The 23837-nt window shown below is 38.5% G+C and carries 23 protein-coding genes; 14 read left to right on the top strand and 9 right to left on the bottom strand.

From position 1 onward, the window contains the following. Positions 1 to 12 precede the first annotated feature (12 nt). From tuf to rimI, 4 genes are all read left to right on the top strand, one after another. Positions 13 to 1203 (top strand): elongation factor Tu, encoded by a 1191-nt coding sequence (gene tuf / locus MKL35_RS19370; protein ID WP_002157016.1) that lies wholly within the window; start codon positions 13 to 15, stop codon positions 1201 to 1203. A gap of 203 nt (positions 1204 to 1406) precedes the next feature. Then, entirely contained in the window at positions 1407 to 2288 is an 882-nt protein-coding gene (locus MKL35_RS19365; protein ID WP_004710249.1) for a metal-dependent hydrolase, read from the top strand. 239 nt (positions 2289 to 2527) lie between these two features. Next, positions 2528 to 3403, top strand: a complete 876-nt coding sequence (locus MKL35_RS19360; protein WP_270914459.1) for a metal-dependent hydrolase — start codon at positions 2528 to 2530, stop codon at positions 3401 to 3403. A gap of 108 nt (positions 3404 to 3511) precedes the next feature. Beyond that, the gene (gene rimI, locus MKL35_RS19355) at positions 3512 to 3967 is read left to right on the top strand and encodes a ribosomal protein S18-alanine N-acetyltransferase (protein ID WP_002052080.1); all 456 of its coding nucleotides are present in this window, start codon (positions 3512 to 3514) and stop codon (positions 3965 to 3967) included. Between the two features lie 40 nt (positions 3968 to 4007). On the opposite strand, the gene MKL35_RS19350 is transcribed toward rimI, so the two are convergent. The 3 genes from MKL35_RS19350 to trxB form a co-directional block, all read right to left on the bottom strand. After that, complete coding sequence (locus MKL35_RS19350) at positions 4008 to 4823, bottom strand: arginyltransferase (RefSeq protein WP_002052085.1); 816 nt, start codon at positions 4821 to 4823, stop codon at positions 4008 to 4010. Positions 4824 to 4841: 18 nt separating this feature from the next. Beyond that, a complete protein-coding gene (gene aat / locus MKL35_RS19345) occupies positions 4842 to 5573 on the bottom strand; it encodes a leucyl/phenylalanyl-tRNA--protein transferase (protein WP_032010909.1) in 732 nt (243 codons plus the stop codon). A gap of 119 nt (positions 5574 to 5692) precedes the next feature. Further along, the gene (gene trxB, locus MKL35_RS19340) at positions 5693 to 6640 is read right to left on the bottom strand and encodes a thioredoxin-disulfide reductase (protein ID WP_002052068.1); all 948 of its coding nucleotides are present in this window, start codon (positions 6638 to 6640) and stop codon (positions 5693 to 5695) included. A 269-nt stretch (positions 6641 to 6909) separates the two neighbouring features. On the opposite strand from trxB, the gene MKL35_RS19335 reads away from it, so the two are divergent. Both MKL35_RS19335 and rhtC read left to right on the top strand, forming a co-directional pair. After that, entirely contained in the window at positions 6910 to 9942 is a 3033-nt protein-coding gene (locus tag MKL35_RS19335) for a DNA translocase FtsK (protein WP_032010907.1), read from the top strand. A gap of 149 nt (positions 9943 to 10091) precedes the next feature. Beyond that, the gene (gene rhtC / locus MKL35_RS19330) at positions 10092 to 10712 is read left to right on the top strand and encodes a threonine export protein RhtC (RefSeq protein WP_002052086.1); all 621 of its coding nucleotides are present in this window, start codon (positions 10092 to 10094) and stop codon (positions 10710 to 10712) included. Between the two features lie 50 nt (positions 10713 to 10762). On the opposite strand, the gene MKL35_RS19325 is transcribed toward rhtC, so the two are convergent. The 6 genes from MKL35_RS19325 to MKL35_RS19300 form a co-directional block, all read right to left on the bottom strand. After that, entirely contained in the window at positions 10763 to 11050 is a 288-nt protein-coding gene (locus MKL35_RS19325; protein WP_001218558.1) for a PA4642 family protein, read from the bottom strand. Between the two features lie 83 nt (positions 11051 to 11133). Next, entirely contained in the window at positions 11134 to 11406 is a 273-nt protein-coding gene (gene minE, locus MKL35_RS19320) for a cell division topological specificity factor MinE (protein ID WP_000896934.1), read from the bottom strand. Between the two features lie 2 nt (positions 11407 to 11408). Then, the gene (gene minD / locus MKL35_RS19315; protein ID WP_001074362.1) at positions 11409 to 12221 is read right to left on the bottom strand and encodes a septum site-determining protein MinD; all 813 of its coding nucleotides are present in this window, start codon (positions 12219 to 12221) and stop codon (positions 11409 to 11411) included. 70 nt (positions 12222 to 12291) lie between these two features. Then, positions 12292 to 13014, bottom strand: coding sequence for a septum site-determining protein MinC (minC, locus tag MKL35_RS19310; RefSeq protein ID WP_002052013.1), 723 nt, complete (start codon positions 13012 to 13014; stop codon positions 12292 to 12294). Between the two features lie 121 nt (positions 13015 to 13135). Then, the gene (locus tag MKL35_RS19305; protein ID WP_004710238.1) at positions 13136 to 14182 is read right to left on the bottom strand and encodes a hypothetical protein; all 1047 of its coding nucleotides are present in this window, start codon (positions 14180 to 14182) and stop codon (positions 13136 to 13138) included. 14 nt (positions 14183 to 14196) lie between these two features. Beyond that, complete coding sequence (locus MKL35_RS19300; protein WP_032010905.1) at positions 14197 to 15123, bottom strand: acyltransferase; 927 nt, start codon at positions 15121 to 15123, stop codon at positions 14197 to 14199. A gap of 245 nt (positions 15124 to 15368) precedes the next feature. Here MKL35_RS19300 and MKL35_RS19295 point away from each other — a divergent pair, with 245 nt between their 5' ends. The 8 genes from MKL35_RS19295 to MKL35_RS19260 all read left to right on the top strand — a co-directional run bounded on the left by MKL35_RS19295 (position 15369) and on the right by MKL35_RS19260 (position 23828). Then, on the top strand, positions 15369 to 16022 hold the full coding sequence (locus MKL35_RS19295; protein WP_002052040.1) for an OmpA family protein: 654 nt from the start codon (positions 15369 to 15371) through the stop codon (positions 16020 to 16022). A 193-nt stretch (positions 16023 to 16215) separates the two neighbouring features. Beyond that, the gene (locus MKL35_RS19290; RefSeq protein ID WP_002052000.1) at positions 16216 to 18255 is read left to right on the top strand and encodes a UvrD-helicase domain-containing protein; all 2040 of its coding nucleotides are present in this window, start codon (positions 16216 to 16218) and stop codon (positions 18253 to 18255) included. Between the two features lie 25 nt (positions 18256 to 18280). Beyond that, positions 18281 to 18733: a dUTP diphosphatase gene (gene dut / locus MKL35_RS19285; RefSeq protein WP_002121799.1), complete on the top strand. Its 453-nt coding sequence runs from the start codon at positions 18281 to 18283 to the stop codon at positions 18731 to 18733. Positions 18734 to 18921: 188 nt separating this feature from the next. Next, on the top strand, positions 18922 to 20340 hold the full coding sequence (locus MKL35_RS19280; RefSeq protein WP_032010902.1) for a phosphomannomutase/phosphoglucomutase: 1419 nt from the start codon (positions 18922 to 18924) through the stop codon (positions 20338 to 20340). A gap of 14 nt (positions 20341 to 20354) precedes the next feature. After that, complete coding sequence (gene argB, locus MKL35_RS19275; protein WP_002052003.1) at positions 20355 to 21263, top strand: acetylglutamate kinase; 909 nt, start codon at positions 20355 to 20357, stop codon at positions 21261 to 21263. Positions 21264 to 21381: 118 nt separating this feature from the next. Continuing rightward, positions 21382 to 22164: a GNAT family N-acetyltransferase gene (locus MKL35_RS19270; RefSeq protein WP_004710230.1), complete on the top strand. Its 783-nt coding sequence runs from the start codon at positions 21382 to 21384 to the stop codon at positions 22162 to 22164. Between the two features lie 108 nt (positions 22165 to 22272). Beyond that, entirely contained in the window at positions 22273 to 23121 is an 849-nt protein-coding gene (locus MKL35_RS19265) for a class II glutamine amidotransferase (protein WP_009505210.1), read from the top strand. A gap of 251 nt (positions 23122 to 23372) precedes the next feature. Continuing rightward, on the top strand, positions 23373 to 23828 hold the full coding sequence (locus MKL35_RS19260) for a bacteriohemerythrin (RefSeq protein ID WP_000782976.1): 456 nt from the start codon (positions 23373 to 23375) through the stop codon (positions 23826 to 23828). The last annotated feature ends 9 nt before the right edge of the window (positions 23829 to 23837 follow it).

The raw sequence follows: 23837 nt of genomic DNA, 5'->3' as shown, positions 1-23837 counted from the left end.
AGGAAGATCATCATGGCTAAAGCCAAGTTTGAACGTAATAAACCACACGTAAACGTGGGTACAATCGGTCACGTTGACCATGGTAAAACAACTTTAACTGCTGCGATTGCAACTATTTGTGCAAAAACTTACGGCGGTGAAGCGAAAGATTACTCGCAAATCGACTCAGCACCTGAAGAAAAAGCACGTGGTATTACAATTAATACTTCACACGTAGAATACGATTCTCCAATTCGTCACTACGCACACGTTGACTGCCCGGGCCACGCCGATTACGTTAAAAACATGATCACTGGTGCTGCTCAGATGGACGGCGCGATCCTTGTATGTGCTGCGACTGACGGTCCAATGCCACAAACTCGTGAACACATCCTTCTTTCTCGTCAGGTTGGTGTACCTTACATCATCGTATTCTTAAACAAATGCGACCTTGTTGACGACGAAGAATTACTTGAATTAGTAGAAATGGAAGTTCGTGAACTTCTTTCTACTTACGACTTCCCAGGTGATGACACTCCAGTAATCCGTGGTTCAGCTCTTGCTGCTCTTAACGGTGAAGCAGGTCCTTACGGTGAAGAATCAGTTCTTGCTCTTGTAGCAGCTCTTGACTCTTACATCCCAGAACCAGAACGTGCTATCGACAAAGCATTCTTAATGCCAATCGAAGACGTATTCTCAATTTCTGGTCGTGGTACAGTAGTAACAGGCCGTGTAGAATCTGGTATCGTTAAAGTTGGTGAAGAAGTAGAGATCGTTGGTATTAAAGATACAGTTAAAACAACTGTAACTGGCGTAGAAATGTTCCGTAAACTTCTTGACGAAGGCCGTGCAGGCGAGAACTGTGGTGTATTACTTCGTGGTACTAAGCGTGAAGACGTACAACGTGGTCAAGTACTTGCTAAACCAGGTACAATCAAGCCGCACACTAAATTCGACGCAGAAGTATACGTACTTTCTAAAGAAGAAGGTGGTCGTCACACTCCATTCTTAAATGGTTACCGTCCACAGTTCTACTTCCGTACAACTGACGTAACTGGTGCGATCCAGTTGAAAGAAGGCGTTGAAATGGTAATGCCAGGTGACAACGTTGAAATGTCAGTAGAATTAATCCACCCAATCGCAATGGACCCAGGTCTACGTTTTGCGATCCGTGAAGGTGGTCGTACTGTAGGTGCTGGTGTTGTTGCGAAAGTAACTGCATAATCACTTTTCAGTGAAAAAAGCGCTCCTTTTGGGGCGCTTTTTTTATGTTTAATTGTTCGACAATTCAATAGAAAGCTGGCCTTAACTGATACTTCAATGTCCCTATTTGCACTTAAGCCTTTTTATTAACTTTGTATGATAAGAATCAAGAAAACGAACAATAAAGTTTAAGTAACTACGGTTACTAGCAAGGAGCTTTCACTATGAACGCTAAAGTAAATATTACGAATCGTGCCGGAGCAAGCTTTCCTGTACGTCGTATGAACTTTGACTTTAATGATGTACCAGAATACTGGATGAATGGTTCTGCTGGCCTTACACATTTTATGACAGCATTATCAGCACTATTTCCTGCTGGTGAAAAGTTCTTTATTGATAGTGTACGTGCGGTGCGTTATCACCCAGCGATTAAAAACAATGAAGAGCTACAAAAAGAAATTAGTGCTTTCATTGGTCAAGAGGCTATGCATACTCAAGAACATGTGAACTTTAATGCATCTGCACAAAAGTTCGGTCATGATGTAGAGTCGTTGGAAAAATTTACTGATACAGCTATTCAGACTGCCCGTAAAACTTTTGCAAAGATCGTAAAACCATTTGGTATGACGCAAGAAATGGTAGATTTAACTGCGACTACGGCTCTTGAGCATTTTACTGCAACGATTGCATCTCAGCTTTTAGTTAATACTCATATTCAAGAGCTTATGACAGACAAAACAATGTCAACTATGTGGTATTGGCATGCAATAGAAGAAAATGAACATAAAGCCGTAGCTTTTGATGTATACGAAGGCGTATTTGGCAAAGGTGTTAAAGCTTATGCATTACGTACAAGTTCACTTGTATTTGCGATGGCGCTTATTTTCGCAATTCAATCTTCATTTGTACTCCGTCTTTTAAGAGAAGATAAAAAATTAAACTTAGATGAATTGTCTGTGATTTATAAATATGGTTATAGCCCGTCGAAAGGCATTATTACGGGTATGGCTAAAGAGATGTTGGCTTATTTTAAACCAGGCTTTCATCCTAATGATTTAGATACAGTTAGCCTATTAAAATCATGGAAAGCCAAACTTGGACTTTAAATTAAAAATAAAGTGAAAAGGACTGTTAGCAGTCCTTTTTTATTGTCTTGAAACCACTGCTCATTTTTAAAATTGATATATGTTCATTTTGCTCCAGAAAGGGGCTAGTGATGACCTCATCTGATAATTTGCTGTCCTCATCTGCACTTAAATAGCGCTTTCAAAGGCGTATTATTATAAATATTAAGAAAATAAATAAGGATATAAGTGAATTGATGGTTCACTTAAAGGAGTCTGACATGAATGCTAAAGTAAATATTTCTAATCGTGCTGGAGCAAGTTTCCCTGTACGTCGTATGGACTTTGAATTTGCTCAAGTCCCACGTTATTGGGCAAATTACGATGCAGGATTAACTCACTTTATGACAGCATTATCGGCTCTTTTTCCTGAAGGCGAGCAGTTCTTTGTAAATAGTACACGTGCAGTACGAAATGATCCAAAGCTTGCTGACCCGGCTCTTCAAAAAGAAATAAGTGCTTTTATTGGTCAAGAAGCTATGCATTCTAAAGAACATTTAGCATTTAACGCTTCTGCGCAAGCGTATGGGTATGATGTTCGCAAAATGGAAAAGCAAACAGGTACAGTTATTAAAATGGGTACAGCAGTTGTAACCAAGTTAATGAAACCTTTTGGCTATACTAAAGAAATGATTGATTTGACAGGTACTTGTGCTTTAGAACATTTTACATCGACGATTGCCGCTGAACTTTTACAAAATCCTGAAATTCAGGCCATGTTCCAAGATGACACCATGTATCACTTATGGATGTGGCACGCAGTAGAAGAAAATGAACATAAAGCTGTTGCGTTTGATGTGTATACAAGTATGTATGGGCAAGGGCCAAAAGCTTATTTTATGCGCTCAACCGCTTTAATTATTGCGATGGCATTAATCTTCGCAACACAATCTTATTTTACTGTTAAGTTACTTAAGACTGATGACAAACTAACTTGGAAAGATACGAAGTACATGCTCAAGTTTATGTACGGTCGTAAAGGTTTTATGACCCGTCAAATTCCTGAGTTACTTGATTTCTTAAGACCAAAATTCTATCCAAATGATTCAGATACGACAGCTTTATTGGCCACTTGGCGTGAAAAGTTAGGGCTTTAAAAAACTGTCCGGAAAAAGAGCAATTTAATTGCTCTTTTTTTTACTCGTTTTTTCTATTTAAGTTTCTATAATACGTTTACTTTGAAATCTAAAAATGTGCTGAAACTCATGATCCGTACTATGCAAGCCTCCGATATTGATAGTGTTGCCCAAATTGAGAAGCTTGTTCAAACACACCCATGGTCTAGGCAGCAATTTCTAGAATCTGTGAACTCTTATCAGTGTACGGTAATTGAGTTAAATAATAAGGTCGTCGGTTTTTGTATTTTACAACCTGTGTTAGATGAAGCGAACTTATTGCTTATGGCAATTGATCCTCAAATGCAAGGTAAAGGTTTAGGATATCAATTGTTGGAAACCTCGATTGAGCGGTTAGAAAATCAACCTGTACAAATTTTTCTAGAGGTTCGTGAAAGTAATAAAGCAGCCATTGGTTTATACGAAAAAACAGGTTTTCATCAAATTGATGTGCGTCGCAATTATTACCCAACTCAAGAGGGTGGGCGTGAAAATGCCGTTATTATGGTAAAAAGCTGTACCGACGATTTTGCGTCTTTATTCTAAAATAGCTGTCTTGTTGTTTTAACAACAAGACAAAATCACATTATTTAATAATTAAATTATTCCATTCAGAAGGTAACGTTGTCATGAGAGAGTTACCTAACTGATTAATCTCCTCTGGCGATAATGATCTATTTAAGCGGCGCCATTGCCCATCTAATAAAAGTTCTAGTGGAGTATATTGAGATTTATAATTCATTTTGGCTGAGTGGGGTACCCAATAGCCTAAGTAAAGATATTCTAAACCAAGTGATTTTACATATTCGATCTGATTCAAAATTGAATAAACACCTAAAGATCTGCGGTGCTCGTCTGGGTCGAAAAATGTATAGACCGCAGATAATCCATCATCCATTAAATCACATGTAGAAACGCTAATTAGACGGTTATCTTTCCATAGCTCTAAGAAGAAACTATCTGTACAACTATGAACTAGGAATTTTTCAAATTGATCTAAACTTGGCGGAAACATATCACCATCGGCATGGCGCTCGTTAATGTAACGTTCATATAGATCATAATGAATTTGTGCAGCTTGCCGTGTTGGCAGAACAGTCATGGTAAGGTCTTGATTCCGCTTCCATGCTTTTTTTTGCATACTGTTCATTTGGAAGTCGGCAACTGGTACACGACAAGACAAACATTGTCTGCATAAATGACATTCAGGACGATATACAAAGTCACCACTACGACGAAAACCTAATCGCGATAACTCTGAAAGAGTCACCACATCAATGCGATGAATCGGGTCTAAAAAGACCATACGTGCTGACTTATTTTCTAAATAGCTGCAATCGTGAGGTGGAGTAATATAGTACTGCAGATCATTTAAAAGGGACTTCGGGTGATATGATTTCATGATTGGTCCCTCCTGTTATCATTCCATTAATTTTGCATTTAATACTATTGTTTTACTTGAAAATACACGTTCTTGATACTTTTTCCAATTGATAGAGGGGTGAATAATTACATCTTGTAACGATTTAAGATATTCCTGCCGAGAAAGTGTACAAGCCCCCAAGCTAATTAAGTGACTATTTACCAGTTGGCAGTCGACCCAAGGAAGCTGATTTTCTTGACCGATTAACATTAAAGTATAAAAAGCCATTTTAGAAACATCGGTTTGAGTACTAAACATAGACTCGCCAAAACAACCCTTACCAATCGTAACTCCATATAAACCGCCTACCAGCTGTTTGTCTTGCCAAACTTCTATGCTGTAGCCATAACCTGAATTAAACAACGCGCAGTAACCTTGAATAATATCTTCGCTAATCCAAGTTTCGTTAGCATAACTTCTAGGTAGTGAACATGAACGAATGACTTGTTCAAAAGCACGGTTTACCGTAATGGTGTAATCGTGCTTTTTCATGTTCCGAATGAGCGATTTACTTGGCTTATAGTTTTGAGGGTAAATTACACAGCGTGGTTCAGGACTCCACCAACAAATAGGTTCATCTTCATTAAACCAAGGAAAAAGTCCGTGAGTATATGCTTCATAGAGGGTAGAAGGGGAGAGGTCAGCACCAATGCAAATTAGACCATGACCATCTGGATCGGCTTCCTCTGGATCTGGAAAAATATATTGAGATAGAGGTAGTATGTTCATAAAACTAAAATAATGTGTGCTTAAGGGTTATGCTATAAAAATTAATTTGAGGCAGCCAGCAATTATTATAAATGATAAAAAAACAGCCGTTTTATAACGGCTGTTTGAAATATCTAAACTTAAAGATTATCTAGATATTTTTCTGCATCTAATGCTGCCATACAGCCTGAACCAGCTGAAGTAATGGCTTGACGGTAGATACTGTCAGCAACATCACCCGCAGCGAAAACACCTGCTACAGAAGTTGCTGTTGCATTACCTGAAGTACCGCTTTGTACTTGAATATAGCCATCACGTAAGTTTAACTGGCCTTCAAACATTCCAGTGTTTGGCTTATGACCAATGGCAACAAATAAGCCTTGAACTTGTACATCTTGTTTGCTTTCATCTTTTGTAGATTTTAAGCGAACACCTGTTACGCCAGTATTGTCACCAAGGACTTCTTCAACTTCATGATTCCAAATAATACTGATCTTGCCTTCTTTTTCTTTAGCAAATAAGTGATCTTGTAAAATCTTCTCAGAGCGTAAAGAATCGCGGCGATGAACCAGTGTTACATGTTCAGCAATATTTGATAAATAAAGCGCTTCTTCAACAGCGGTGTTACCACCACCTACAACCATTACTTTTTGGTTTTTATAGAAGAAGCCATCACATGTTGCACATGCGCTCACGCCTTGGCCCATAAACTTTTGTTCAGACTCTAAACCAAGATATTGAGCTGTCGCACCAGTTGCAATAATTAATGCATCACAAGTGTACTCATCCATATCACCTTTAAGAACAAAAGGACGTACATTTAAGTCCACTTCATTAATATGGTCATAGACGAGTTCAGTACCGAAGCGTTCAGCATGTGCTTGCATACGGTCCATTAAAGCAGGACCAGTCAAACCTTCAGGATCGCCCGGCCAGTTGTCAACTTCGGTTGTCGTTGTAAGTTGGCCGCCAAGTTGTAAACCAGCAATAAGTGTTGGTTTAAGATTTGCACGTGCTGCATATACAGCTGCACTATAACCCGCAGGACCAGAACCGAGAATAATTAACCGAGAATGACGAGCACTCATTGAGGGTATCCTTATTTATTTCGAGAATTTTGAAAATTATACGTGAAATTGCCGACCAATAGCGTGAAATCAATGTGGATAATATTGATCAGGACAATCGAATTAAGTTATATAACAATATAGAAGAGCCTTATGTTAACAACAACTGTAAAGAATCATGCACCTTTTTTGTAAGAACAGGTGCATAATATAAAGTTCATTCGTTGAAGATCTGAAATGTAGGTCTTCACATCTCTAAACCAATAATTAAATGGGTTACAGGACAGTATATGACTGCGGTGTCAAGTGTTTATGCACAGCGCTTATTGATGACATTATTCTTGGTCTCTTTTGGTATTTATATGTTTCTGGCGACAGTAACGTATACGCCATTTGATCCGGGCTGGATGCATATTTCAAGTGATACTCAGCAAGTATCCAATGCAAGTGGTATTGCCGGTGCATGGATTGCAGATTTGCTGTTTGGCTTTTTAGGTTGGGCAAGTTTACTTATTCCAATTTTCTTATTTGTTGAAGCTATTCAAGTCTGGTGGCCGCATAGTTTTCTAAACCGTCCATTCCGTTATGCTGCTCAGTTCTTCTTAATTCTTGTTGTGTCTAGTTTGCTTTACTTACACTGGAATGTACCTGCAGATACTTTAGATAATGCGGCAGGTGGGATTATTGGTTATGAATTAGGGCAGAGCTTATCTCAACTGTTGACAATTTATGGTGCGACCTTATTTTTATTGGTTTTCGGAGTGGTATTGTTCACTTTGGCATTTGGGGTGCAGTGGAGCAAAACATGGGTTACGCTCAAAGCAATGCCGAGTTATTTACAAGATTTATTCTATAAGAATGTATCGCCAAATGAATCTGCTTATGATTTAACTACACAGCCTGCAAATAAAACAGCAACGGTAAAAGTTGCCGAGATGCCTAAAGCTGAAGTTAATGATGAAGCAGAGCTAAATATTCAGCCAGAAAAAACTCAAGCCAAAGCTAGCTCTACACGACACGATGAAATGGCGGAGCGTTTATTTGCCGATGTGTTAGCGAAAGAGCAAAGTCAGCCTGAAACTGTTGAAGAAAAACCAGCTCCTCAGCCAGAAAACTTTGAGCGTACGCTTGAACAAGCTCAACAGCTTAAAAAAGACAGTGAGCGTTTAGTAGCGACAGGTGAGGTTTGGCGTGCCCTACAGCGCGATGATGCAAGTCATAAGCAAGAAATTGATGCACTGTTAAGAGCTGCTGATGATTCAAATGAACATCCAAGTCATGAGCAATTCCAAGAAACGGCTTATCAGGCTAAACAAGCACAACCTCAAGCATCGAATATTCATCAAGGCCTAGATTGGAATGATGATGAGATTTTTGATGAATTGCTTGCAGCAGTTCCAAATAGTAAAACTGCTACTGATGTACATACGCCGTTCGTTCAAGATCATCATGTTGAACCAGCGGTAGCACCGCAAACACCTCATCCATCAGTTGAAACATCTGTACCTGTATCAAATTTAAATCAGTCACCTAAAAACTTATCAAATGAACAAGTATTTGATGATTTTGATGACTTATTAATTGATGAAGATATTGCCCCAGCACCTCAATCGGTCAAAGCAAGTAGCTATGCGCAATCTTCTGCATTTGTAAAAGCTCCTATTCAAACTACGATTGGTGCAGAGAAGCTTTCAAAAGAAGAGTTTATTGAAGCTTGGCAGGAAACTGCTGGAAAGCCAGAAGACAATCTTGATGATGAATTCGATTTTGATGCGCCATTAACAGATGCATCAGGTCGACCAATGTCGCGTGCAATGCAGGTAGCCAAAAAGCGTTTAGATTTACCAACATTACCGGGTTTTGAATTACTTGATAAGGTTGACCCAAATAAGAAAGTTAACTTTACCGAAGAGCAGCTTTCGCGTTTGTCTGAATTGCTTGAGATTAAATTACAAGAATTTAATGTGAAGGCGCAGGTTGTTGAAGCTCAGCCGGGTCCAGTTGTTACACGTTTTGAATTAGATTTAGCACCGGGTGTGAAAGCATCTAAAGTGACTAATATTTCCCGTGACTTGGCGCGCTCCATGTCTATGGCATCAGTACGTGTTGTAGAGGTTATTCCGGGTAAACCATATATTGGTATTGAAGTACCAAATAGTGCCCGTGAAATGGTACGTTTAATTGAGCTGTTGGAAACACCAGCATATCGTGACCCAAGTGCTCTGATTAGTATGGCAATGGGTAAAGATATTTCGGGTAATCCGGTACTAACAGACTTGGCAAAAGCACCGCATATGTTAGTTGCGGGTACAACTGGCTCGGGTAAATCTGTTGCCGTTAACTCGATGATTTTGTCGATGTTACTTAAATATACGCCAGATCAATTACGTTTAATTTTAATTGACCCGAAACAGCTTGAATTGGCTAACTATAACGATATTCCGCATTTATTAACGCCTGTAGTCACTGACATGAAAGATGCAGTTAGTGCATTAAACTGGTGTGTAAATGAAATGGAACGCCGTTATAAGCTTATGTCGTTCCTTAAAATTCGTAAGTTAAGTGACTACAACCGAAAAGTTGAAGAAGCAATTGCGAATGGAGAAGACTTGATTGATCCAACATGGAAACCAAGTGATTCAGCGACACAAGAGCGTGCACCTCGTTTAACGCCATTACCATCAATTGTGATTGTGGCAGATGAGTTCGCCGACATGATCATGCAGGTAGGTAAGAAAGCAGAAGAAATGATTACGCGTTTGGCGCAAAAATCTCGTGCTGCTGGTATTCACCTGTTACTTGCAACTCAGCGTCCATCGGTAGATGTTATTACGGGTCTTATTAAAGCCAATATTCCAACGCGTGTAGCTTTACGTGTAAACAGTAAAATTGACTCACGTACTATTTTGGATGCAGGTGGTGCAGAAGACTTGTTAGGTCATGGTGATATGCTGTTCTTAGGGCCAGGTAAGATTGAGCCAGAACGTGTACATGGTGCATTTATTAGTGATGATGAAGTTAACCGAATCTGTGATGCATGGCGTGAACGTGGTGAACCAGACTACGTAGATGAGATCTTAACACCATTTGATGAAGAGCCAGCTTCGCGTGGCTTTGAAGAGGGTGATGGTGCTTCAGACCGTGATGCTCTTTATGATCAATGTGTATCGTTTGTCCTAGAAACTCGTAAGGCATCTACATCATCATTACAGCGTAAGTTTAGCTTAGGTTATAACCGTGCTGCCCGTATTATCGACCAAATGGAAGAGAACGGTATTGTGAGTGCTATGGGCGCCAATGGTAAGCGAGATATTTTAGTTTAATATCTACATTTAAAATTAAGCCTCTTCGGAGGCTTTTTTATGGTTAAAAATAATCATTATTCAGTTGTAGTTTGAGATTTTATCAAATAGTAAAAAATGCTAATGTGTGCTTCTAAATAAAAAACAATGAAACAAATCAGGAGGACAACATGTTAGTCGCGTTAATTACGTTAGCTTTTATTCATTTTTGTGCGCTTATTACTCCAGGGCCTGATTTTTTTCTGGTATCACAGACCGCAGTGAGCCGCTCTCGTAAAGAAGCCATGTTGGTTGTGGCAGGAATAACAGCAGGTGTTATGTTTTGGGCTTCTTTAGCATTGATGGGCTTAAATATTATTTTTGAGAAAATGGCTTGGTTAAAGCAAGGGTTACTCATCGCAGGTGGTTTGTACCTATGTTGGTTAGGCTATCAAATGTTGCGTTCAGCATTTTCAAAAGATCAGCAGCAAGAGGTTACAGCTGTTGAGTTGCCTAAAGCACCTTACTTATTTTTTATGAAGGGATTACTCACCAATTTATCGAATCCTAAAGCCGTGATTTATTTTGGTAGTGTATTCTCTTTATTTTTAGCTAACCCTCAGCTTGATCAAGTTCATTGGTTGCTTTTTATTATTGTGTCGGTTGAAACGATTTTATGGTTCTGCTTTGTGACTTTTATTTTCTCATTACCGAGTTTCAGAGTGGCTTACCGTAATTTTTCAAAATGGATTGATGGGATTTCAGGTGGTATTTTCACCGTGTTTGGTATTTTCTTGATTGGAAACCGGTAAATCTAGACAATAAAAAAAGCCTCTTAAAGAGGCTTTTTTTATTCTTAAGCTTAAGCAAATTTTGCTAAAACTTCTAAAAACGGCGCTGATTGACGCGGAAATTTAGCAATCACGTCATGAATGTGTTCGCCTTCAGGATTTGTTGCATTGATATCTCGCCCATCTGCAACGAATTTAGTCAAAAGACGTTCATAGTCATTTGGGCGCATATGTTTGAAAGCATGGTAGAGCACATGAAAGTCTGCGTTCACACCATTTGGAGGAAGTTGGTTGAGGTAGGCAAAAACACGCTCATCGGACCATTCTTCATTGAAAGTTGCTGGCTGTGATAATGCCATGACAATCTCCTCATTTTAAAAAAGGCAAAATAACTTGCGTTATTTTGCCTTGATTCTGATTTATTGAATAGTCAGAAATAGAATTATCGTTCTTCAGGTAAATTGATATTCATTTCTAACATTTCGATATTTGCTTCAGAACGAACTTGCATTTGGATATGCTGTTCGCCTACACCACTTACATAACGACTGACCACCTGCATGATTTCTTTCTTCATTTGGTCAATCTTGTCTTGGCTTAAACGACGGCCTAAACCTTGTTCTGATGCAACAATAACTTTTAAACGATCTTTGGCAGTTTGAGCACTTGATGGTTTTTCTTCACTGCTAAATAATTTACTCCAGAATCCTGCCATATCTACGCTCCAAATAGTCGTGCTAACCAGCCTTTAGGTTGAGCTGTGATGTGTCGATAAGGGCGGTCTTCGCCAAGAAAGCGAGCAACCAAGTCATCATACGCTTGGCCAGCTTTAGTTTCTGAGTACAGAATAACTGGTTTACCTTCGTTTGATGCTTGTAATACACTTGGACATTCAGGAATAACACCTAATGTCGGTACGCGTAAAATATCTTTAGAAATATCATCAATCGTCAGCATTTCCTGACGGTCAGCACGTTCAGGGTTAAAACGTGTAATACATAAATGCTTACGTATACGTCCTTCGTTGTGTTCAACTTTTTTAGTTTTGCTGTCTAACATTCCGATGATGCGGTCAGAGTCACGTACTGAAGAAATTTCAGGGTTTGTCACAATGATGGCTTCATCTGCATGGTACATTGCTAAAATCGCACCACGCTCGATCCCCGCAGGTGAGTCACAAATAATGTAATCAAATTCTTGAGAAAGCTCATCAATTACACGAGCAACACCTTCGTCGCTCAAAGCATCTTTATCACGGGTTTGTGAAGCCGGCAAAATGTAAAGGTTTTCGATATCTTTATCGCGAATAAGGGCTTGTTGCAGACGTGCTTCATTATTAATTACATTGACGAAATCATAAACAACACGACGCTCACACCCCATAATTAAATCAAGGTTACGTAAGCCTACATCAAAGTCAATCACAACAGTTTTATGACCACGAAGGGCTAAACCTGTTGCAAAAGATGCACTCGTTGTAGTTTTACCTACACCACCTTTGCCTGATGTTACGACAACAATTTTGGCCACCGAATCCACTCCTATTATGGTCATACATACACCCTTAAAAGGGCTGTTTTTTGGTGATTTGCTTAATAAACTAAAGTTCTAGAGCTTCAAATTCAAGCTCTTGCTTTTCATTTAAATAAATATGTACTGGCTTTTTTACCACATGTTTAGGGATATCATCTGCGACACAATATGTTCCGGCAATGGAAACGAGTTCAGCCTCTAAAGATTGGCAAAAAATGCGTGCAGCAGCGTGCCCACCCGCACCAGCAATGACTCTACCACGAACCGTGCCATAAATATGTATATTTCCTGAAGCAATCACTTCAGATCCACTATTCATGCCAGCTTTTAAAATAATATCGCCTTGGTCTTGTACAAGAGATTGGCCTGTACGCAAAATTTCATCATGATAAGAGGTAATATGGGCAACTGCATTATTATTTAGTGGTTTTTTTGTTTCTGTTGAAGCTTGTGCAGGGGCAGCTTTCTCTACAATTGCAACTTGCTCCGCAGTTGCTTTAATGCGTTGTAATGGCTGGTCTGCCGGTAATACAGGGAACTGAATGGCGCGTGCTTCATCACCTAAAATACCGTCAATAACCGCCATAGGCTGTAAACCTAAGCTGACTAACAACTGAATTAAAGCAATGAGCTCTTGCTCCACAGTACTATCTATAATAACGACAGTTCCCTGATAGGAACCTTCATTTAGAATATTTGATAATTGCTGGCGGATCACATCATGATCATTCGTATCGAAGGTTATCCTGCTAAAGTTAACCATTCTGCCGGTAATCCGGATATCAGCCATAAGTCTTCCTTCAAGGCGTTAAAACGAGCTGTAATATCGTTAAGTTTATTGTAAATAGAGCAAATGCTAGAACAAATCGTGCCAATTCTCTAGCGTGTTTCATAAAAAATTAAGTAAATGCTTATTCTTTGATTCGATCATGCTCCGCAAGGGTTTGTTGCCACTGTTTGACTTTAACTTGTTTGCGAATTGCTTCGAGACTTTCAAATACTACAGACTCTACAAGTTGCTCAAGCTCACGGTTATTAATATTCACGTTACTTATTTTTTCTGAAATTAATTGATAAGTTGCATTGGGCTGTTCTTTTGACCCTTCAATTAAAGGTTCTATTAAACCGGCACTGATATTTTCCCCAAGTCTTTGACCAATACTTTGTATTTGCTGTTCAATACGGCCTCCGACTAAAGGAATTAAGCGTAATAATTGGGTTAATTCTGGCGTATCTTCTATGGCTTGATCAACAATTTGTCCAACACCTTTTGTAATTGCGGGCTTTTGTTCTTTTAATGCTGTAGCTAAGGATTCTTGTAATATGGAGGTCAGGGTAACCGTAAATTGTTCACGATGATGGTTAACCAGCTCATGAATAATTTGCTTATGTGTTGAGCTTGTTTGAAGCTCATTACGAATACCATCAATAACCGTAATAACCACGCGATCAGATAGCTCTTCCATAACGACACGATAATAAAATAAACCGTTTTTTCTCCAGCTTTCAGGAATAACCGGATAGCCTAATTCATATAAGCGATAGGCAATAATGCCGGCACGAAACAAACGTAAAAAACGCAATTGCGGTATGATGGCTAAAATTTCATACCAGTGAATAAATGGAAAGAAGAACCAACGTTTATGGTGTTTATAAACAATAGAAATGCCCCAACGGACAAAAAATTCAGTAATTAAAAAGCCAATAAACCAAGCTTCTGTCGTAATTACCCATGGGTGTAAATAGGTTTTATAAAAGCTAAGTACTTGGGGCAAGTGAATATGTTCGAAAAACCATGCCCCAATACTGCTCATTAAAAAGAAATTTGCTGCAAGACAGAACAGATTGAAAATAATAATAAACACCATAAAGATGTCATAAACCAAAAACAGCTTAAATGAAATGCTGTTTGGGTCCATATGGTAATATTGTGCTTGTTTTCTGGAACTGTTTTGCATAGCTATAAATGCTTTTAATGAGTTGAAGTAGTATATCGAGCTTTCATTTGTTCGATGAGTTGATCTTTTTCAGTCCAGAGTTCATGTACCCATTGTTGAAAACGCTCACGGTAAACTGGGTCATCTTCGTAGTTACCGCCGAGTACCCAAGCTGGTATTTCAATTTTACGAAGATTTACCGCAATTTGTGAAACATCACCTAACCAGAAATCGCCATAACCTGGTACACCGTCAGGGTAAACAATCGTCATATCAACTAAAGCATCAATTTTGTCGCCTAAAATATTTAAAGCCAGTGCCAAACCACCTGCTTTAGGTTTTAGTAAGTGTTTATATGGCGAATTTTGTTGATCATGTTTTTCCTGAGTAAAGCGTGTACCTTCCAAATAGTTTAATAATGTAAAAGGTTGGCTTAAGAGCTGTTCGCATGCTTTACGTGCTTCCATCATATCGCGGTCTTTTAATTCAGGGTTTTTCGCGATTTGCTCTTTGGTATGACGTTTCATCATTGGGAAGCCTAAAATTTTAAATGCTTGACCAACGAATGGAATAAAGATGAGTTCCCACTTGGTAAAAAAACGGGTAAGTGGCATACGGGTTAAGCCGAAATACTGGTTTACAGTCGTATCAACCCAACTTTGATGGTTACAAGTCATTAAGTAACGGCCTTGCATACTTAAATCAAGACCTTCGTCGATCATAATGTCCCATTTTAAATTAGGTAGAACATGGTCAATGAGCCAATTGTTGACACTGAGCCAGCTATTTGTAATTTGAATGTTGGTTTCATCTACTTTGGATGATTTTTTAAATAACTTGGTTAAACCCAAAGCCAATACAGGTGGTCCATGAAAAAAGGTGCTACCTGTAATGACTGTACCGACAGTGAGTCCACGTGTAATTTTTTTTAGCGCAGATTGCTTATTGGGTGCAGTTGACATATAAATGGCCCCGAATATCCAAAATCCATAGAAAGTTGTTCAACTATAACTATCATGAAATGAAATACAACGGTATCTTAGACAACAATGAAGAAATTGTGATGAGTGCACGTCTTAAAGTGCATCAAAATATTACAAAAAACTAACTAAACTGTTTATTATTAACAAAATATCAATGTTTTATACTTCCTTTTTGTTTCATTATTCATCCAGACAACAAAACACACAAAGTGAGGAGGCATGCAATGCGTGCATTAGTTATTTCAACAGTCGTAGGGGCAGCAGTAGTACTTTCTGGTTGTCAGACAACAGGTAACAACCTTGGTGGAATTGAATACGATAAAGCCGCATTAGGTACATTAATCGGCGCAGCAGCAGGTTATGGTATTTCTAAATCAAGTGCAAACTCTAGCCGTCAAAACAACCGTGCTGCGGCAATCGGTGCAGTTCTTGGTGCAGCTGGTGGTTTATATCTTGACCAAAAAGAGAAAAAATTACGTGAACAAATGGCGGGTACTGGTGTAGAAGTAGGTCGTAACCCAGATGGTTCTGTTCAATTGATCATGCCTGGTAGCATCACTTTTGATACGAACAAATCAAACATCAAGCCAAACTTCTATGCAACTTTGGACAAAGTAGCGCAAACATTGGCTGAAGATAACAAGAGTGCGATTTTAGTTACTGGTTACACAGATAACACTGGTAATGACTCTATCAACATTCCATTATCTCAAGCACGTGCTCAATCAGTTAAAATCTATTTAGCTGGTAAAGGCGTTTCTTCAAGCCGTATCGATGCACAAGGTTATGGTTCTTCTAACCCAATCGCAGACAACTCAACTGCTTCTGGTCGTGAACAAAACCGCCGTGTAGAAATCAGCATTTATGCTAAACAATAAGATTTAATTTATTGTTTCAAAAACCACCTTCGGGTGGTTTTTTTATGGGTGCAGTACAATAAATAATCACGACATTCTGCGGCGCATAAATTGCATTATTAGACATCATTTATACATATCCGTAGATTTACTATTGGGATTCTAAAAAAGAGATGACTATAATCATGCTCGAAAAATTAAGAGGTAATACACGATGTCATCTGCCAGTCAATTGAACGACAAGCAAGAAGAAGCCATGAAATATACTCAAGGCCCTTTATTGGTGCTTGCTGGTGCTGGTTCAGGTAAAACATCGGTAATTACTCGTAAAATTGCCTATTTGGTGCAACATTGCCGTATTCCAGCGCATCGTATTACAGCGATGACCTTTACCAATAAAGCTGCACGTGAAATGAAAGAGCGTGTAACCAAGCTTTTATCACGCGAAGAAGCAAAAGGTTTATCAGTCTCGACTTTCCATACTTTTGGTTTAAATCTTTTACGTTTAGAACTTAAAAATTTACCTTTAAAAGCCAATTTTTCGATTTTGGATGCAGATGACTGTAAACGTATTTTGATGGATCTGATGCATCGCGATAATTTATCAGGTGCAGAGAGTAAAGAGTTAATTGCCAAGGCAATGAAGAAAATCTCAGATTGGAAAAATGATCTGATTTTGCCAGAACAAGCACATTCGACGTGTGAAACACCCGAAGATGTTCAATTTGCCCATCTTTACCAACTTTATGAGCGTAATTTACGTGCCTACAATGCAGTCGACTTTGATGATCTAATTGTTATGCCAACACGATTACTGCAAGAAAATGCAGAGGTACGTGATAAATGGCAAAACCGTGTTCGTTATTTATTGGTCGATGAATATCAAGATACCAACACTGCACAATATATTTTAGTGAAACTATTGGTTGGTGTAATGGGGCAGTTTACTGCCGTTGGTGATGATGACCAGTCGATTTATGCATGGCGAGGGGCGAAGCCTGAAAACATGGCTTTGCTTAAACAGGATTTTCCAAATTTACATATTATTAAGCTTGAGCAAAATTACCGTTCGACCAGCCGTATTTTGAAAGCTGCAAACTGTGTGATTCAAAATAACCCGCATATTTTTGATAAGAAATTGTGGAGTGATAAAGGCCATGGCGAGGTCATTAGAATTATTACTTGTCGTAATGATGACGATGAAGCTGAACGCGTAGTTAAAGACTTGCTGACTCATAAACTGATGAATGGTAAGAACTGGAAAGATTACGCTGTGTTATACCGTGGAAACTTTCAGGCGCGTGTATTAGAAACCCAGCTTCGCCAAATGCAGATTCCGTATAAGCTCTCTGGTGGTACATCATTCTTTGCTCGTGCAGAAATTAAAGACGTAATGAGCTACTTGCGTCTTATTATTAACCCTGAAGATGACAGTGCTTTCTTACGTATTATTAATACCCCTAAACGTGCGATTGGCCCAGTTACTCTTGAGAAGCTAGGATTATTTGCGCAAGAAAATAATTTGTCTTTACTTGGTGCCTCTTCCGACCAGCGTTTAAGTATGGTGCTTCCTAAAAAGGCAGAAACTCAATTACATGAGTTTGCTGACTTTATCGCAACGTTTACTCGTGAGTTGTTAGAAGACGATGAGCCTGTACCTAAAGTTCGTCAAATGATGAATGAGGCAGGTTATATCGACTATATTCGCGAGCAGTCTGCAACACCTGCTCAAGAGAAAAGTAAGCTTGATAACATCGAGAATTTATTTACCAGTATTCAAAATCTGATTAATCGTGCAGAAGATGTTGATGAAAAGAACATTGAAAGCGTTATTCGAAAACTGGTCTTGCTCGATTTGTTAGAACAACAGCAAGAAGAAGAGGACACTGACAAAGTAAACCTACTTACTTTGCATGCAGCAAAAGGTTTGGAGTTCCCATTTGTGTATATTATGGGACTTGAAGAAGAGCTTTTACCGCATAAGAACTCGATTGCAGCTGAAACCATTGAAGAAGAACGCCGTCTTATGTACGTGGGAATTACCCGTGCGCGTCAAGGCTTAACTTTAACTTTGGCAGAACAGCGTAAAAATGGTGGTCAAATGAAACAAATGACCCCAAGCCGTTTCCTTGATGAGCTTCCACAAGACGAGCTCGAATGGTTAGGGCGTAAAAAGAAAATTGCAGCAAATGTTGACCCTAAAGAACAGGCTCAACAATATTTGGCAAATTTAAAAGCTTTATTAAAGCGTTAATTTTTTTTAATTTTTAGGAAATCCCATGAAAGTTCAAGTTAAATTGCTCGATCCACGTTTAGGTAAAGAATGGCCTTTACCTTCGTATGCAACAGCAGGATCAGCAGGTTTAGATTTACGTGCCTGTTTAGATGAAGCAATTGATATTGAACCAGGCCAAACTGTATTAGTTAAAACAGGTATGGCAATTTATATTCATGATGTGAATTTTGCTGGTTTAATTTTACCGCGTTCAGGTTTAGGCCATAAACACGGCATTGTTCTTGGTAACTTGGTCGGATTAATTGACTCAGACTATCAAGGCGAATTGATGGTTTCAGTTTGGAACCGTGGTCAAACCACTTTCCGTTTAGAACCAGGTGAACGTTTAGCACAATATGTTTTAGTCCCAGTTGTTCAGGCTGAGTTTGAACAAGTAGAGGAATTTGAAGAAACTTTACGCGGTGCTGGTGGCTTTGGTCACACTGGTAAACAATAATTAACTTATAAAAAATAATGAAAAGAAACGCCTGTTTTACAGGTGTTTCTTTTTATACCTTGAATGTTACAATGAATTATATTACAACACGCTTTACTCATACTCTTTTAACTTTTTTAGCAAATACCTTTTTGAATACTCTATATTTTTGCGATAGATCAGATTGATCTTTAAATAGAAGATACGCTATGAATGTAAGACACTCATTCCCAAAAAATATTTTCCGTGCTTACGATATTAGAGGCAAACTTTCTTATTTAACTACGGATGTCGTCCGTTCAATTGCCTATGGATTGGCACAACAATATAAACAAGCAGAACAAACTCAACTGGTCATTGGTTATGATGCCCGTCTCACAAGCCCAGCTTATGCGCATTTAATTGAAGAGATATTAGTAGAGCAGGGCCTCAAAGTTACAAACATTGGTTGCTGCTCAACTCCGATGATGTATTACATTGCACGTGAGTTTGGCGGTAATGGAATTATGGTGACAGCTAGCCATAATCCAAAATCAGATAATGGTATTAAGTGGATTTTAAGAAGCGAACCTCCATCTCCAGAAATGATTCAGCAAGTCGGTGAGTTCGCGCAAACTTATGTTCCTACTCATCCGATTTCATTATTAGAATTATCAACCCCTCAATTTAAATCAGAATTTTGCAAAAAATATCAGCAAGCCATCTTTGAAGACATTCAACTCAAACGTCCATTAAAAGTAGTGCTGGATGGTTTACATGGTTCGGCAGGGCACTGTGCGAAACTGGTACTCGAAAAGATGGGCTGTGAGGTTATTGCCTTACGTACGGCGCCAAATGGTGAATTCCCTGATCATGCGCCAGACCCTTCACATGCTGCACATTTGAAAGAGTTGCGTAAAACAATTGTTGAACAAAGTGCAGATATTGGTATTGCGCTTGATGGTGATGGTGACCGCGTCGTATTACTCGATGAAAAAGCCAACATACTTACAGCTGATCGGTTACTGTCGCTATTTGCGCAAATGTGTCTGGAACAGCAGCCCGATAAAGAAATTGTATTTGATGTGAAATGTTCGCTTATGGTTCAAAGAACCGTAGAGCGACTCGGTGGTAAACCGAAAATGATTCGTACGGGTAGCAGTTTCCTCCGTTCATACTTGTCTAAGTCCAAAGGCCTAGCCATTTTTGGTGGCGAATATGCTGGCCACTATGTGTTTAATGACGGACGTGGTTTTGGGTATGACGATGGTATATATGCGGCACTGCGTGTAATGGAATATTTCACCGAGTCTAATGCGGCAACAGTTTCGGATTTATTTTCTATTTATCCTGAAAGATGCTGTACCGAAGATACCTATATCAGTACTCACCAATCAGATCCTAAGCATGTACTACAAGACATTGAAATTTTGAGCCATCGTTTAGGCGCTCATATTAGTAAAATTGATGGCGTACGTCTTGATTTTGATGATGGTTTTGGCATTATTCGAGCATCAAATACGGGTGAGTATTTTACCGTAAGATTTGACGCTGATAGTCCTTTGCGTTTAAAGGAAATCCAGCAAAAATTTATTGATATGTTGCAAGAGCGTTACCCGCAAATTGCACAAGAACTTTCTGAGGCCTAATAAGGAGAGGCGCAATGCCACAAGATCAGCATCTCGGCGTCGACAAAGCAAAAATCTTGATTGAAGCTTTGCCATATATTCAACGTTTTTCTGGTAAGACGCTGGTGGTGAAATACGGTGGTAATGCGATGACTGATCCGGAATTGGAAAGTTCATTTGCTCGCGATATCGTTTTACTTAAAACTGTGGGCTTAAACCCGGTTGTTGTACATGGTGGTGGCCCACAAGTTGACTCTTTCTTGAAGCAATTAGGCCGTGAGTCTGACCGTATTGACGGTATGCGTGTGACCGATGAAGCCACTATGGAAGTGGTTGAAATGGTATTAGGTGGTAGCGTAAACAAATCCATTGTTAATTTAATTAATAAACATGGTGGACGTGCGATTGGCCTCACGGGTCAAGACGGCAATCTTTTACGTGCCCGTAAATTATTAATGGAAAAGCACGAAGAAGACGGTTCTATCAAACATATCGACTTAGGTATGGTGGGTGAAGTGACTGGGGTAAAAACAGACGTATTGGAGATGTTTACTCAAAGTGACTTTATTCCTGTTATTGCTCCTTTAGGCGTTGATGAAAAAGGTAATACTTACAACATTAATGCTGACTTAGTAGCTGGCAAGGTTGCTGAAGCACTGGGTGCAGAAAAATTAATTCTGCTTACGAATATTACCGGCGTATTAGATGAAAACAAAAATCTCTTAACCGGATTAACAACACAAGAAGTTGACCGTTTAATTGAGACAGGTGTGATTTACGGCGGAATGATTCCTAAAGTAGGTTGTGCATTAGATGCTGTAAAAGGCGGTGTCGTGAGTGCTCATATTGTTGATGGCCGTGTACCGCACGCGACATTACTTGAAATCTTTACAGATCATGGTGTAGGTACGCTTATTTCTAACCGTACTCATTCAGCCCACTAAAATTATTATTTTTATTAAAAGATCACGCTAAGTGGTCTTTTTTTATGCCATTTAATTTTGGTCATTTTTTTGTCATGAGCTTTGACTAGTGTAGGGGGTGTCACTAGGAGCGTTCATTATGCTGGAAAAATTTAATCAATATCGCCAAACGTGGACTTTACCTCTAAATCGCCATAAGGCTACGAATCAAACACAATTTCGCTTTGAATGGGTTGATAATTTAAAAGAATTACAAGATGTACAACGGTTTCGTGCACAACAATTTAGTAAACAGTTCGGTATTCATTTTGAAGATAACTTAGATCAAGATATTTACGACTTTAGCTGTGAGCATGCAGTACTACGTGAGAAATGGACGGGAGAGATTGTAGCTTATACACGTCTCAAACTCTTTCAGGGCCATGAAATTGCACAAAGTTATAGTGCTCACGAATTTGATATTGTTCCCCACTTATCACATTTGCCAAATGTATTGGAAATAGGGCGTACCTGTGTACATCCACGTTTTCGTAATGGTAAGGCACTTTCAACGTTATGGCTGAATCTTGCACCTAAAGTATTGTGGTCAATGCGTGCTAAATATTTGATGGGATGTGTCAGTATTCATCTGCAAGATAACTTGGCCAGAGCGTACTATACGCACCGTCAGATTCAGCAATTACCAGACAGTAAAACCATCGATATTCGTTCTAAGAAAATTTATGAACCAGAATATCCTGAGTTTAGCTTTCCTCAAGATGAGCGCATGCCGAAATTGTTTCAAATGTATTTGAGTATGCAGTCTAAACTATCTAAAGATGCCTTTTTTGATGCTGAATTTAATTGTCTCGACTATTTTGTATTTTTGGAAGTGAATAAAATCGCAACTTCTTTTGTAATGAACAAAATGGCTCAGCGATAAAGATATCTTATATTTTGTAATAGCGAGCGCATATTGGGATTTACAAGCTATTTTACTCTCATGCACAATAGTATGTATGAGGTAATGAAGCGAAAAGTTTAAAACAATATGTGCCAGCTATTAGGAATGAATTGTGCAACACCAACGGATATCACTTTTTCTTTCCGTGGTTTTTCACAGCGCGCAGGAATTACCTCTGACCATAGTGATGGTTTTGGTATAGCCTTTTTTGAAGACAAGGCATGCCGATTATTTGTAGACAACCAGTCTGCAGTTGAATCACCAATTGCTGATCTTATACGTAATTATCCTATCAAATCACGTAACGTAATCGCGCATATTCGTAAGGCAACCCAAGGCAAAATTACACTTGAGAACTCACATCCTTTTATTCGTGAGCTATGGGGACGTCACTGGATTTTTGCTCATAATGGCGATTTACATGATTTTAATCCACCCTTGAGTGGGCGTTTTACACCAGTAGGAAATACTGATAGTGAAAGAGCATTTTGTTATTTATTAGACCAGCTTGTAGAAGTATTTGGCTATGAAGAACCAAGTCTTGAACAGATATTTGAAGTGCTAGAGAAAATTTCTCCACAAATTGCAGAATATGGCACATTTAATTTCTGTTTATCTAATGGCAAAGCTTTATTTAGTTATGCAATTACTAAATTACATTGGCTCGTTCGTGAATATCCATTTAATAATGCGCATTTAATCGATTTAGATGTCGAAGTCGATTTTAGTCAAGTAACGACTCCTGAAGATCGAGTTGCAGTAATAACTACTGAGCCTTTAACACATAATGAAACTTGGACAGCATATCAACCTGGTGAAATGATTTTATTTCAACATGGCCAGCCGATAAAAAAAGCAATAACACATGTTGAAAGATTAATACGTGAAGAAAAAAATCCTGAGCTTAAACGTATTACTCGTGCAGATCAATATTAAATTTTTAGTAAAAATAAAAGTAATTGCTTGACTAATATATATTTCACTTAATTAACAATAAAGTATTTTGTTTAAAAAATACTTTATTGTTTTGGTCGGTTAATATTATTAAATATTTTATAAATCAAGAACTTAATTAATTGTTTATTTTTATTTATATAAAGCCGACGAAATAGGTTTGTTTTTATTTATACCCTTTAAAGATAAGATGCGTTTTATGCAACAGTCATTGAACATCATTGGGGGGGTGTATGAAAATGAAATGGGCTTCAGAATATAATACGGGTATTGATGTTATTGATGAGCAACATAAACGAATACTCGATTATATTAATGAGATTGATGATGTAAAAGATGATGAAGATAGACGTCGTATTAAAGATGTTTTAGACAATATTATCGATTATACACAGTCACATTTTACCTTTGAAGAAAGTTTGCAAGAAGAAGCTGATTATAAATATAGAGTACCTCATAAACGCGTACATGACTTATTTATTAAAAAAATAGAGTTATATCGTGAGCGTTTTGAAATGGGGCATACTATAGAAGCTGAATTACAAGAAATTTTGGCTAAATGGTTAATTAATCATATTCAACATGATGATGCTGATTATGTAGGAGCAGTAAAAGAAAATATGATGGGGATTATTAGAGAAAAAGAAAAGAAGAAAGGAAAGAACTGGTTCGCCCGTTTTTTCTCATAAATTTAACTC

It is taken from the genome of Acinetobacter sp. AOR41_HL (genome assembly GCF_027854645.1).
GTDB lineage: Bacteria > Pseudomonadota > Gammaproteobacteria > Pseudomonadales > Moraxellaceae > Acinetobacter > Acinetobacter nosocomialis.
The sequence above is the reverse complement of the archived record's forward strand: the minus strand, read 5'-3'. Positions and strand labels throughout refer to the sequence as shown.